Below are 12,814 nucleotides of genomic sequence, written 5' to 3'. Positions count from 1 at the left end.
TAGAATAGGTATACTAAAGGTTATGTCGAATTTTCCCGATAATATATGGAAGGGAAATTCATCCCTAAACATCCAATAAATAAGAATGCGTGTTCCCCTACTATTATACTCTCTTCGTTTTTTCTATGCAAACACTATATATACAATTTTCATATATAAAGGAGATGGTTCAGTGCTATGGATATTACTATCGTTATCGGAATATTAGCCGGTCTTGTCGCATTAATCGGAGGTTTCTTATGGGAAGGAGGACATATCAGCGGACTGCTGCAGACTACCGCTGCGCTGATTGTATTTGGTGGCACCTTTGCCGCTGTCATGATCAGCTTCCCCGCCTCCCGTCTACGTAAAATTCCGGAAGGTCTCCGAATTGCCTTCGGACACCGGAACCGTTCTTCTCAGGGGCTTATTGATGACATCGTGAGCATGGCATCTGTCGCCCGCAGGGATGGCGTACTCGCCCTAGAGCAGGTTTCTTCAGATCACCCCGATTCTTTTTTGCGGGAAGGAATCCAGATGGTCGTCGACGGTACCGATGCCGAGCTCGTTCAGCAAATTCTTGAGCTTGAGATTCAGGCAACTGAGCTGAAGTACGAAAATCACGCCAAAATATTTGAGTCTGCCGGTGGCTACGCCCCAACGATGGGAATTATCGGTACCGTCATGGGCTTGATCCATGTCCTCGGTAATCTTCAGGATCCGACACAGCTCGGTCCCTCTATTGCCGTCGCCTTTACGGCCACACTGTACGGTGTCGCAAGTGCCAATATTATCTTTCTTCCCATTGCATCCAAAATTAAAGCACGTGGTGAAGAAGAAATTCAGAATATGGAACTTCTGCTTGAAGGTATTTTAGCGGTACAGAACGGGGAACACCCACTTCTCGTGCGCAAGAAGCTGGCTTCTTATGCTTCTGCCGGCTTCTCCATTATCCCAGAAGCAAGGGGGACGGCTCATGAGACAGCCGATTAGAAAACGCCGCCGTAAGCAGAACGCTGGCGGCGACCAGCGAGACCGCTGGATGATCACGTATGCCGATCTGATCACACTGCTGCTGATCTTTTTTGTCGTCATGTATGCCATGAGCCGACTGGATACTGAAAAGTACAAGCTTGTCACCGATTCTCTACAATCCACCTTCCGGAGCGGAGACTCCATCCTCGAGCAGGGATCCGGCCTAACAGGCACGGCGGACACCGAGAAACACAAGAACCCGCCGCCAGCAGCTACCGGAGAGAAGGACCCCGAACCAATGACCGAAAGGGAGCTCGCCTTCCGGAAGCAGGAGGAAGAACTCGCGGAGTTCATGAATATAATTAAACAATATGTGCAGGACAATCAACTTCATAACGACATTTTTATTTCGGATGAGCCTCAGGGCATTGCAATCACGCTCAGCGACCGCTTCCTGTTTGATCCCGGTCAAGCTGAGCTGAAAGAAGGTGCTGATCCGGTGCTCAGCAAGCTCGCCAGTCTGTTCCGTGATCTCAATACAACGGTCAGCATCGAAGGTCATACTGACAACGTACCTGCAGGTCCCTTCTATAAAGATAATTGGGAGCTTTCCGGTGCCCGTGCCATGTCGGTACTGCGTTATTTTCTCGACGTGAGCAAACTGAGCCCTGACATCTTTCAATATGCAGGGTATGCCGACACCCGTCCCGCCTCCGATAACACTACCGCTCAGGGGCGGCAGAAAAACCGCCGGGTTGAAATCACGGTATTGAGACAGTTGCGACAGTAGACGTAGATCGAGGCGTATATAACCAAGAAGAAACGGCATTGCCATCCTTATAAAGATTGCAGCCGTTTCTGCGAGTAATGAAATTCAATATGATTGCAAAAGGATCGGTCCTCTTTTTTAGAGAACCGATCCTTTTTGTATTGTTAAAACCTTAGACTCCTTCGGTAGATTCCTCTGTTCAAGGAAACCTGCTCCGGCGGATCATCTTTTACGCATTTACACTCGTTTCGCTAGGTCGCAGAATTACGGAGCCTAATCCCAGCAGGATAACCGCCATCAAACCCAGGATAAGCAGCGGCAGTTGGATATCCGCCAGCGTACCACCTGAAGCAGCCGTTTCCACCGCTTCGATTGCCCATTTCTGAGGAATGAAGTTGGCGATTTTTTTCAGGAAATCCGGCATGATCGACAGCGGCCAGAAACAGCCACCAAGCATGCACGTCGGTGTAATGATCAAGGAATTGAGCATCCCGGCATTTTGAGGATTGCGGATCAGCCCTGCAATGGTACTAGCTATGCCCATCGCGACGAGCATGAACGCTGTCAGGGTTAAGAAGTGCATGAAAAACGGAATACCATATTCATAACCAAGCACATATTTTGTCAGGATTAATACGAACAGAACCTGTAAAGCACCTAAAGCAAAACTGCCGAGAAAGTTCCCAAGCGCAATTTGATACGAGCGAACCGGAGCGGTAAAGATACGTGACATGGTGCGCATTCTCCGGTCTTCCACGATAAGCATAACTGCACTGGAGATGAGCCCCATCATGAACATGAGAGTAAAACCCGTTACGTTGTTCAGACCCGGCTTGGCGTACAGCCCCATATCCGTGCTGACGGCCTCAACCTGGTGTTTTTGCGTCTGATTCAATATGTCCTCAAATGCAGCCTGTGGATCCTGATTCTTATCAGCATCATTGCGGATGACGGTGGCAGCATCCCCCATGCGTCCGATCGTTCCATTTACCGTCGTATTGACCATAAAGGATGCTTCGCTGCTGGACAGCTCATACAATTCTACTGTGGGTGTGTCTCCTGCCAGAAGAGCCTCACTAAAGTTCTCTGGAATCATAATGCCGATCTTCCCTTTTTGCCGGATGATGGACTGCTTGAGTTCCTCTTCCGAACTGATTGGCTTCATAATGAACTCTTTCGTGCGACTTAATTCCTCTATCAGGTGCTTGCCCGCAGGACCGGTATCCGAGTTCATGTAAGGGATCGTTATGCTGGTCGTCCCTTCATTTCCGAGGAGCGCTACAGCTGCTGTAACGACGACACATGGAATGATAACAAAGGACATCCAGCCTTTTTTACGGCCTAGCGTCCGTTTGATCATCTGCCAAGCGATGGTAAGACTATGCATGGTAACCCACCTTTCGATAAGCGATCATAGCCGCGGCAGATAAACCGAGCGAGATTGCGCCCAAGACCCCGACACACGTTAAAATTTGAGATAACTCTGCGTTTAGCATCATGCGCAGAATTCCTTGCAGCGCCCAATGGTTCACGGTGAACTCACCTAAAGCCTGAATGAAATCCACCGGAAGCGGCGTAAATCCTCCGCTCAGGAATGTCATGGCAATGACCACAGCTTGAATAATCGCGGTTGCCGTCGAGGCAGTTTTGGTAACCAGCGAAACTATGATCGCAATGGTCATGGAAGTCATCGTAATCAGAACACATACCAGCATTAACAGCCAGACATGGTCCCCCCAATTTACGCCATACATCCAGCTAGAGCCTACAACGATCAGAATGGCTTGCATCACCGTCACAACGCTGCATCCCAGAATTTTGCCCCCAAAAATAGTCGCGCTAGAGACCGGTGTCGACTGCAGCCGATACAGCGTATGATTTTCTTTTTCCGAAAATAAGCTGTTGCTCGCAGTTAAACCCGAGTACAGCAGAAACATTATTAACATCGATGCGGCATAATACTGTACGGCCGAGTAAGTCTCGCCTTGGTCATTCAGCTTGCCGGTTTCTACATATGAAGGGCGTTCGTTCACAGCGGAGCTGCTGTTCGTAAGCACTTGCGGTCCCACAATAACGGCCTGCGCCTGCTTACTGTTGGCCTCATCCATAAAAGCGCCGAACATCGATTCCGCAATCAAATTGCGCGTGCGGTTTTTTCCAAGGAGCATTTCCAATTGGACTTTCCCCCCCGAAAAGATCTGAGTATCAAGGTCCTCCGGTACCGTGACGGCAAAGTCAATACCGCCTGTGCGGAGCTTGCTCTCCGCTTCCTTCTGCGTAAGTCCCATGGATGGAACTAGCACTTTTGCAATCTCTGGCGCCTCGATAAAGGTCCTAAAGCTTGATGGAAGCGACTCGCCGGACTCCACGCCGATGATTCCCACCTTCACCTGCTCAGGGACATAGTCCTCCATGCCGCCGAAAAAACTTGATAACGCCGTACCCAATATAAAGATCAATAACATCGGCAGCAGGAACAGGTTAAACACTACCGCCCGGCTACGAAACATTCTTCTCAGTTCAAACCATGTAATGGTTCTTATATTCACTGTGGTTCCCTCCTTCGCATTGTCCCCTATTCAACCTTGAAATCTAATCGCGCAGCGTCCGACCCGTCAGACTGAGGAAAAGCGTCTCAAGATCCGGTTCTTCGCATTGGATACTTTGGATAACCGCCTCATGCTTGCTGCAAATAAACAAAACATCCTGCAGGTCATTTTGCGCGGACGGCAGATAGATCTCCAGAACACGCTCATCCCGATGAACCCGGGACACTCGGGGATGTATGGTCAGTTCATCTACCATGGCTGGTGTGATGCCTTCGGCAGTCAACACGATTTTCTCTTCATGGGCGACCCGCTCTCTCAGTTCCTGCTGGGTGCCAAAAGCAATCACATGCCCTTTATCCATAATCGCCACACGGTCGCTGATCGCTGAAACCTCTTCCATGTAGTGGCTGGTATAAATTACGGTAGAGCCCATTTCATTAAGCTTTCTTACGGATTCCAAAATATGATTTCGGGATTGCGGATCGATGCCGACGGTCGGCTCGTCCATAATGATCAGCTTCGGATGATGGGTTAAGGCACAAGCGATGTTCAATCTCCGCTTCATGCCGCCGGAGAAGGTCGAGGGTGCATCTTTCGCCCGGTCCTGCAGGCCAACAAACGTCAGCGCCTCTTCTACCCGTTCTTTCAGCAGCTTTCCCCGGAGACCGTACAACTTGGCGAAAAAGGACACGTTGTCGGCAGCGGACATTGTCTCATACAGCGCAAGATCCTGAGGGACGAGTCCAATTCTTTTTTTAACTTCCAGTGGTCGGTCCATAATGGAGATGCCGTCCACTTCAATGCTGCCCTGATCGATTTTGAGCAGTCCGCAGATCATATTGATCGTCGTGCTTTTGCCGGCCCCGTTGGGTCCAAGCAGTCCAAAGATTTCGCCTTCGTTTATGGTCAGATTCAAGTGATCCACTGAAAGCTTACTTCCATAGCGTTTGACCACATCGTTCATTTGTAAGAATGCCATTGTTCTTCGCTCCATTCTGATTTCCGTTTTCCATTTTCTTGATTTTATTGTACCGGATCAGAATCTCCTCCGCAGGTAGATTAAGTCATCCTCTCGGGTGACCAAAGTCACCTCTGACAGAAGCACGCGTTGTGCTATAATGAAGCGAACTAATATAGGTCCTATTTCATGGAAAAAGGATGTCTTTTCATATATGCGTTATTCACTGACCTCACTTCGTTTTGGTCTTATTCTCCTCCCCGCTGCCGCAGGGCTATATGTGGACAGAATCGACCATTATGACCAGTACACCCTCTTTATCCTGTTATTTCTTGCTTTGGCGGTGCTTGGCCGTTACTTCAATGCAAGTCCGGTCATCATCACCGCAGCTTTTCTGGAGTTCATTATCTCGGGTTGGCTGTGCCAACAGTACGGCTTGATGATGGTTTTTATCTCTTTGTCGACCGCTTGCACGTATCTGGTCTTGTCCAATGTACCGCTTCGGTACATCCTCCTCGGCATCCATTTCCTGGTACTGAATGTATCACTTCAGGGTTACGATGTCTTATGGCTTATCTCTGCCAATTTCCTGTTGATCCTAATCGCTGTATTCATCGGCATACTGGTTAACACTTCGGGAAGCCGAGAGGAAACACTGCGGCTGTACGATGAGCTTAAACGTAAACATTTCGAACTGGAAGAGGCCCGCAGCCGAATGCAGCAATTCGCCCACCAGGTAGAAGGCGCCGCGCAGGCTGAGGAAAGGAGCCGGATTTCCAGGCAGCTTCATGATGACATCGGACACCGGTTGATTCGGGTAAAAATGATGATGGAGGCGGCTATTCACACCGTGCCGCAGGATAATGCCCGTGGGATGGAGCTGCTATACCAGATCCGTGATCAAATCGGGGCCAGCATGGATGAAATGCGGTCTGCGGTCAAACGAATGAATCCAGGCAGGCAGCTGACAGATGCTTATTCCTTGGATCGCCTGCTTGAAGAAACTGGACGTGAAACCGGAATCCGGACCCGTATTCTTGTGGAGGGCGCGTCGTATCCACTGTACCCGAGCCAGCAGGTTGTCCTGTACAAAAATGCACGCGAAGCCATTACGAATGCGATCAGGCATGGGCATGCAGACGAGGTGGATGTACTTCTCCGTTATGGGGATCACGAGATCTGTATGGAGGTTTCGAACAACGGGGAGGTCGCAGCCGAAGAAGCCTTAGCTGTGGAAAGCTCCGGGATCGGAAAACAGGGCATCGGGCTTAGCGGTATGCTGGAGCGTACCAAAGTCATCGGAGGGACACTGGAGATCCACCGGCAGACGCCTTTTACCGTCATCACGCGGCTGCCTGTTTACCGGAAGAGCGAGATTGTGTAGGGAAGAGTATAAATGATTTAGAAAATATTATTGCTGTCAACAACTACGTGTTCGGAACATTCTTACGATCGCTGTTGCCCCCCGATTTCCTGATGAACACCGCCTTGCGGTTGAAATCCGGGGACAGCATATGCTTCCGAAGCAGCTTTCCTATGGAAAGCTTTTAGCGACCGCTCCGCTTCTCCAGAATTGTTCCGCCCCCTTCGTTAGTCAGCATAATTCTTTTCTTAAATCATCTATATTGTTTGATGATAAGATAGAAAGTGAGTGTTCATATGATATCTGTACTGATTGTGGACGATGACCCGTTTATCCGAGAAAGCTTGAAACTGTTAGTCGGCATGGATGCTGAAGTGGAGGTTATCGGAGCTGCTGCTCATGGAGCCGAGGCGCTGGAATTGCTTGAGGGCGGGGCTAGGGCAGACGTCGTGTTGATGGATATCCGGATGCCGGTATGCGACGGCGTCGAAGGAACCAAACGGATTCGAGAGCGGTTCCCGGATGTGAGGGTTCTGATGCTGACCACCTTTGACGACGACGATTATATCGTCGAAGCGCTGCAAAACGGTGCCAGCGGTTATTTGCTCAAGAACATTCCACCGGACCGGATCATTCAAGGCATCAAGACGGTCCATGACGGCAACATGCTCATTCATCCCGATATCGCCCGCAAGCTGACCGGGATGCTCCGGCCGACCTCACACAACGCTCCGACGGAGCCTGCTGCACTGGACCATTATGGTCTCACACCAGCTGAGAAAAATATCGTCTCCCTGATTGCAGACGGCCTTTCGAACAAGGAAATTTCAGCCCAGCTGTTCCTGAGCGAAGGTACCGTTAAAAACTATGTAACCGAAATTTTAGGGAAGCTAAGTCTACGGGACCGAACGCAAATCGCCATTTTCTATTTGAAAAAGGTGTAGGGATCGCCTGCGGAACAGAGGTTGAAGTAACTTGAGGTATATTCCTTCATATGCTAAGATAACAATAAATAAGGAGCAGCCGGCCAGCTGCTCCCAAAGTACAGCATTTGTGGTGGGATAACCTCCTCAGATGAATCGTGAGAAGTAACCCGTTAGGCCTTCAACCTGTGGCGGGTTACTTCTTTTTTGAATCGATATACGTCAGTAAAGCGACAACAAATGCCGCAAAAATGATGACATCGGAAAAAGAGAAGTTCATACACATCACCCCCTCCTGGAGGCTTGTGTATACCCACCACAAATTGTGCTATACAAGCCATATTGTACCATAAGGGACTCTCACATGAGAGTCCCTTTTTTAGCGGTACGGTAAGCTATTTCACTGCAACTGAACCTCTAGCCTCAGCTGCTCGGTCATGTGTACAATCCTCCAAAGACGATAACCAGGATGAGCCGACTTTCTCTAGCCCTCAACTCCACCGATAGCATGATGTGATAAGTAACTGTTGTATAACATACAACTTTGGAAGAGCAAAATGACTGAACCTACTGATATTGTTGTAGATTCTACAGCAATTCATCCTGTAAAGAGGAAAATCGATGATTTCCTATCCGGATTGTTGTATGGAATACAACAATCCGGACTTCGCCGCTGTATGACGAAATAAAGTTGCATTTTATACAACATTTGTACCGCGCGCAGCCCCTAGAGAGGTACGTTGTTACATGACGGCGATCAACCCCAAACCCTGTAGGATGATATGAATAAGTGGCATTCTACACGAGCGAAGGTTCATACGCGTAGTGATGTATAATTGTTATAGCTAAGCTAAATCACTAAAAAAGCGATCTTCCTTCGTAATAAACGAGGAAGATCGCTTTTTAGATTCCATTAAGTCTTATTCTGACCCATTCTAAACCTCGACCGTTTCTGGCTTGTCCGGCGTTGAATCGGCCTTCGTCTGCCCAGGATTGGCAGCCACCTTATTCTTCACGTTCAGCTTCATCCCAAGAAGAGCAAACACGCTAAGTGGCTTCAACTTCACCGACAAGTTGTCGTCTGGGTCCGGTGCAACGATGGCTCCGAGCTGATGATGGTCACCGGCATATATCGCCCGCTGCATAAACTTGCTCTCACCTTGATGATTCTGAACCTCCAACTTGCAAAACGCCGAATTCTGGCGGAGCGCAGCATGCAGCTGTTCCTTGTTGTGAACAAGTGTCCCGTTCGCTTTAAGAATCGTCTCACCTGCCAATATGCCCAACTCATCCGCAGGACTTCCCGGCAGCACTGCCAGTACACGTAAACCGTGCGATGGATGAACAAAAACGGGACTCCTCTCATTCTCCTCGTTACGGCTGTACCAGACCAGTCCTTCATGTAGGACCAGTGCTGCAATAGCAGCGATAATCATAAGCGGCGACCACCACTCGGCAAGCAGACTCAGTACAAGTACCACAGCACTGTAAACAACAAGTCTCTTGGATGTAACTGCAGCCTTCTGCCGTGGCAGCATGCTGTGTGTCATCTCTCCAAAGCCGATCAGTACGGGCAGCACCAGCATACTGAACCCGCCGCTCCAAGCCTCACCGCCAAAGAACGGCGTCCAAGGCAATACCATGCTGCCACCGGAAGCCGGTATCAGCAGGAAGAGTGGCAGCGGCCAGAAGCTCTGCATGTGATAACCGCCCACCAGTTTACCCCGCTTCCCTTCCAGGAACAGCGGTGTTGCAAACTTCGAGCCCTGCAGTACAACAAGCGCCGCTTCTGCAAAGTGAAGCACAGCTGCTAAAGCAAGCAGTGCAGGAATATCGAGGCTGCTTATCGTAGTTATCGCACTCCCCAGCAGACCCTCAGGCTGCCACTCAGGAAACCAGCTTAATACGAACTGGATTATACCGAGCACGCCTATGGAATAGGCAAAGCATAAAAATCTCACCCGGAACAGCATCAGTACAAGCGCCGTTACCCATATGCATATGACGGCTGCAAAGGTGAGGGATATTCCGAGAAAGGCCATTACAATCGAAACGGCAATCCCGGCAACGAGCCCTCCAAGAAATGTTCTCCACGTCTGCATTCCCCAACCATTTAGACGTACATGAAACAGCTTACGCTCCAAAAGTACCTGTCTGCGATAAAGCAATGCAATAAAAATAATAGAAATATAATAAAACGGCTGCATTAACAGCTGTAATCCTGCATCCAATCCGAGCCACAGCAACTCTTTGGCTGTTTCCAAAAGCTTGTCACACTCCTTCCTCTTAAGACGCTCCTCCAAAACATATTTGACCACAGTCATGTAATGCCACACCACGCGCTAGGAGCAGTGCACGATCCTCTTCTTAAATCTCAAGAAAAAAAGAAGGCTAAAGTTCAGCCTTCTATTTCTTCGACGCCTTGGTCGCGATTTCCTCCCGGATTTCGGTGATTCCGCGATTCAATTGATTGTCATTCTTCGGATCTTGAATCTTCTTGATCAACGCAGCCTCAAGGGCTTCCGCTGTTGCGGTATTCACCACTCCGTCTGCTTTAAGCTTCTGGCTGCTTTGGAAGCTCTTCACAGCTTTTTCAGTAGCCCGGTCAAAGTAACCATCCTTCCGGCCTGGCTTATAGCCGACTGCCTCGAGCATGATCTGGGCGTTCATCACGTCAGAACCGTTCATATCATATTTCAATGTTTTCTTCTTATCAATCGGTGCAACTAAGAAATAATCCGGCTGATCTACTTTTAAATCAGGCTTGATTCCTTTTTCATGAATCCATGAACCGTTAGGTGTCAGCCATTTGGCGATCGTTACCTTAAGCAGGCTTCCGTCTCCAAACTGCTTCTCAAAGCTAGTCTGTACCGTACCTTTACCGAATGTGTTCTCACCGATCAATACAGCTCCGGCTGATTGTTGCAGCGCACCCGCCAGTATTTCAGAAGCACTGGCACTGCCTTTGTTCATCAACACCGTAACAGGATACGGTTTGGATTCTCCGTTAGAAGGATGCTTCTCCCGTTTCTTATCTTTATCCTCAACCTGGACGATCAATTTGCCTTTCGGCACGAATTGTTCAGCAATATCGATGACAACGGCAAGCACACCACCCGGGTTGTTCCGTACGTCAATCACGAGTCCTTCCATCCCTTGCGCTTCCAGCTTTTTCAACTCTTCCTTAAAGCGGTCACCTGTATTAAGGGAGAACTGTGAGATCTCAATAATACCAACTTTATTGCTCTCCATTCTGGCACTAACCGTTTCCAGGTTTACGTTATCTCGAATAATTACAAATTCGATTGGCTCGGACGTTCCTGCGCGTTTCACTTTGATGACCGCTTTCGAGCCTTTCGGACCTTTGATTTTGGCCACTGCAGCATTCAAATCCAGACCTTGTAATGATTCACCGTTAACCGATAAAATCGCGTCCTTGGCCCGAATGCCGGCTTTATCTGCTGGCGATCCCTTGATTGGGGACACGACCACAACATTACCATCAACCGAGGAAACCTCTGCACCAATACCGCTAAACGAGCCCTCAATGCTTTCCTCAAATTGAGCTGCTGGCACCTTGCCCATGTAATTGGAGTAAGGATCACCAAGTGATTCCATCATTCCGTTAATCGCTCCATCAACCAGCTTGTCCCGGTCAATATCTTTGTAATAATTGCTTTCAATTAAGTCGAGGGCGGTACCAATCTTCTTGGCTTCTTCCTGTTCCAACCCGTTCTTCGCGATGCTAGCCAGCAGGCCTTCCCCGCTAGCACTCGAACCTGCAAGATTCGGCAGTTGCGTGAACATCATCGTCAGAAGTCCACCGCACAGCATGGCAGCTACAACGAGAAATACGACCGTTCTTTTTCTTAACATGGATTTCACCGCCTTTGTACGTATCAGCTATTTCGCTTCGCAGCTTCCCGGTCATCCTAGTATATGATTAACTTCCGGGGAATATTTATACAGCGGTTATACTTCTTGACTACAGATAAGGAGTCGGATTTACAGCAGAGCCATTAATCCGCACTTCAAAATGCAAATGAGGACCTGTGCTTCGTCCTGTAGAACCAACCTCAGCAATTTTTTGTCCGCGGCTGACCTGCTGTCCTTCACTTACTTTGATGCCACCGTTGCGAATATGACCGTAAAGCGTCCATACACCGCCGCCATGGTCGACAATAACCGTATTGCCATAGCTGCTCCACCATTCAGCAAGAATGATAGTGCCGCTCTCTGCTGCCCTAATTTCTGTTCCTTCAGGTGCGGCAAGATCTTGCCCGGTGTGCATCGACATTACTTGACCGGTGACCGGGTGAGTACGTGGTCCGTAGCCGGAAGACAGGTAAGCACCGGATACAGGCATAGCGAACGGACCTCCATTGCCCGTAAACGAACCTCCACCGCCTGAAGGTCTGGACGAGGCGACCGTATTCTTTTTCTTCGCAGCAGCAGCTGCTGCAGCTGCTGCTCTAGCTCTTGCCTCGGCTTCAGCTTTTGCTTTAGCCGCTCTGCGTGCAGCTTCTTCCGCTGCGAGCTTATTTCTTTGCTGTTGGAGATTGGAACGCTTCGTAGCGAGCGCGACAAGCATTTGCTCCTGCTCAGCAGAAATATCATCAGATATTTCAATCTTCTGGTCGTACTCGGCAATGAGAACTCTCTTCTCTTTTTCTTTCTCATTCAGCTCATGTTTATGGTCTTCCATCTGAGCGTACAGGTCCTTAGCCTTGGCGTATTGGCCCTCCAACTCTTTTTTCTTGTCCAGCACGAGGATCTTGTCCTGTTTATGCTGAACCAGAAGATCCTGGTCTTGATCGACAATAGTCTTGAGCGAGTCTGCACGATCCAGGAAATCTGTAAAGCTTGTCGAAGACAAAAGCACATCCAGATAGGAAACTTCCCCATCCATGTATATTAAACGAATACGCTTCTCTAAAAGTTTCTCACGGGCTGCGATTCTTTCTTCAGCTGACTTCAGTTCTTGCGCAGTCACGTGAAGCTCCTCTTCCGTTTCATCAATTTTCATCGTGATTTTGGTAATTTCGCCGCTGACGATATCGATCTGGTCCATTACATATTTCAAGGTTTTGTTTGTCTTATTCTTGTAATGCTGCGCCTCTTGCTTGTCTTCTGCAGCTTTGTTCTTCTGGTTGCGAGCCTGACGGACCTGCTCTTGAAGCGCTTTGATTTCACGATCAACATCAGCAGATGTTTTGTTTTCGGCTAATCCGACTGAGGGTTGGAATACGACTGCGGCCAATAGTAAGGCGGCTAATCCGGCGGCGATCTTTTTCAACT

Annotated in this window: 11 protein-coding genes; 5 read left to right on the top strand and 6 right to left on the bottom strand. The window is 49.0% G+C overall.

The features are described from left to right. Window positions 1-177: 177 nt before the first annotated feature. Complete coding sequence (locus B9N86_RS01970; RefSeq protein ID WP_208917536.1) at window positions 178-972, top strand: flagellar motor protein; 795 nt, start codon at window positions 178-180, stop codon at window positions 970-972. After that, on the top strand, window positions 956-1,744 hold the full coding sequence (locus B9N86_RS01965; protein WP_208917535.1) for a flagellar motor protein MotB: 789 nt from the start codon (window positions 956-958) through the stop codon (window positions 1,742-1,744). Before B9N86_RS01970 ends, B9N86_RS01965 begins: the two co-directional genes overlap by 17 nt. A gap of 208 nt (window positions 1,745-1,952) precedes the next feature. On the opposite strand, the gene B9N86_RS01960 is transcribed toward B9N86_RS01965, so the two are convergent. The 3 genes from B9N86_RS01960 to B9N86_RS01950 are packed head-to-tail and all read right to left on the bottom strand — an operon-like array spanning window position 1,953 to window position 5,251. Further along, window positions 1,953-3,110, bottom strand: a complete 1,158-nt coding sequence (locus B9N86_RS01960; protein WP_208917534.1) for an ABC transporter permease — start codon at window positions 3,108-3,110, stop codon at window positions 1,953-1,955. After that, window positions 3,103-4,272: an ABC transporter permease gene (locus B9N86_RS01955; RefSeq protein WP_208917533.1), complete on the bottom strand. Its 1,170-nt coding sequence runs from the start codon at window positions 4,270-4,272 to the stop codon at window positions 3,103-3,105. The genes B9N86_RS01960 and B9N86_RS01955 overlap by 8 nt, the downstream gene beginning before the upstream one ends. Window positions 4,273-4,315: 43 nt before the next feature. Next, window positions 4,316-5,251 carry an ABC transporter ATP-binding protein gene (locus tag B9N86_RS01950; protein WP_208920048.1) on the bottom strand — a complete coding sequence of 312 codons (936 nt, stop codon included), beginning with the start codon at window positions 5,249-5,251 and terminating at the stop codon, window positions 4,316-4,318. Between the two features lie 193 nt (window positions 5,252-5,444). Here B9N86_RS01950 and B9N86_RS01945 point away from each other — a divergent pair, with 193 nt between their 5' ends. The 3 genes from B9N86_RS01945 to B9N86_RS30545 all read left to right on the top strand — a co-directional run bounded on the left by B9N86_RS01945 (window position 5,445) and on the right by B9N86_RS30545 (window position 8,205). Then, window positions 5,445-6,614: a sensor histidine kinase gene (locus B9N86_RS01945; protein WP_208917532.1), complete on the top strand. Its 1,170-nt coding sequence runs from the start codon at window positions 5,445-5,447 to the stop codon at window positions 6,612-6,614. A 275-nt stretch (window positions 6,615-6,889) separates the two neighbouring features. Next, window positions 6,890-7,537: a response regulator gene (locus B9N86_RS01940; protein ID WP_208917531.1), complete on the top strand. Its 648-nt coding sequence runs from the start codon at window positions 6,890-6,892 to the stop codon at window positions 7,535-7,537. Window positions 7,538-8,073: 536 nt separating this feature from the next. Continuing rightward, the gene (locus tag B9N86_RS30545; RefSeq protein ID WP_280174964.1) at window positions 8,074-8,205 is read left to right on the top strand and encodes a hypothetical protein; all 132 of its coding nucleotides are present in this window, start codon (window positions 8,074-8,076) and stop codon (window positions 8,203-8,205) included. 246 nt (window positions 8,206-8,451) lie between these two features. Here the strand turns inward: B9N86_RS30545 and B9N86_RS01935 are convergent, their stop codons facing one another. The 3 genes from B9N86_RS01935 to B9N86_RS01925 form a co-directional block, all read right to left on the bottom strand. Next, window positions 8,452-9,780, bottom strand: coding sequence for a PDZ domain-containing protein (locus tag B9N86_RS01935; protein ID WP_208920047.1), 1,329 nt, complete (start codon window positions 9,778-9,780; stop codon window positions 8,452-8,454). 142 nt (window positions 9,781-9,922) lie between these two features. After that, a complete protein-coding gene (locus B9N86_RS01930; protein WP_208917530.1) occupies window positions 9,923-11,392 on the bottom strand; it encodes a S41 family peptidase in 1,470 nt (489 codons plus the stop codon). Between the two features lie 109 nt (window positions 11,393-11,501). Next, entirely contained in the window at window positions 11,502-12,812 is a 1,311-nt protein-coding gene (locus B9N86_RS01925; RefSeq protein WP_208920046.1) for a murein hydrolase activator EnvC family protein, read from the bottom strand. Window positions 12,813-12,814 lie beyond the last annotated feature (2 nt).

It is taken from the genome of Paenibacillus uliginis N3/975 (genome assembly GCF_900177425.1).
In the GTDB taxonomy this organism is placed as follows: Bacteria; Bacillota; Bacilli; order Paenibacillales; family Paenibacillaceae; genus Paenibacillus_AQ; species Paenibacillus_AQ uliginis.
Note: the sequence above shows the minus strand (reverse complement) of the source record. Positions and strands in the feature narration are given on the sequence as shown.

What these genes read in the sequence shown, in the direction of transcription:
- B9N86_RS01930 (WP_208917530.1), bottom strand. Translation starts at nt 11,392, where the DNA reads ATGTTAAGAAAAAGAACGGTCGTATTTCTCGTTGTAGCTGCCATGCTG.
- B9N86_RS01970 (WP_208917536.1), top strand. Translation starts at nt 178, where the DNA reads ATGGATATTACTATCGTTATCGGAATATTAGCCGGTCTTGTCGCATTA.
- B9N86_RS01960 (WP_208917534.1), bottom strand. Translation starts at nt 3,110, where the DNA reads ATGCATAGTCTTACCATCGCTTGGCAGATGATCAAACGGACGCTAGGC.
- B9N86_RS30545 (WP_280174964.1), top strand. Translation starts at nt 8,074, where the DNA reads ATGACTGAACCTACTGATATTGTTGTAGATTCTACAGCAATTCATCCT.
- B9N86_RS01945 (WP_208917532.1), top strand. Translation starts at nt 5,445, where the DNA reads ATGCGTTATTCACTGACCTCACTTCGTTTTGGTCTTATTCTCCTCCCC.
- B9N86_RS01965 (WP_208917535.1), top strand. Translation starts at nt 956, where the DNA reads ATGAGACAGCCGATTAGAAAACGCCGCCGTAAGCAGAACGCTGGCGGC.
- B9N86_RS01940 (WP_208917531.1), top strand. Translation starts at nt 6,890, where the DNA reads ATGATATCTGTACTGATTGTGGACGATGACCCGTTTATCCGAGAAAGC.
- B9N86_RS01950 (WP_208920048.1), bottom strand. Translation starts at nt 5,251, where the DNA reads ATGGCATTCTTACAAATGAACGATGTGGTCAAACGCTATGGAAGTAAG.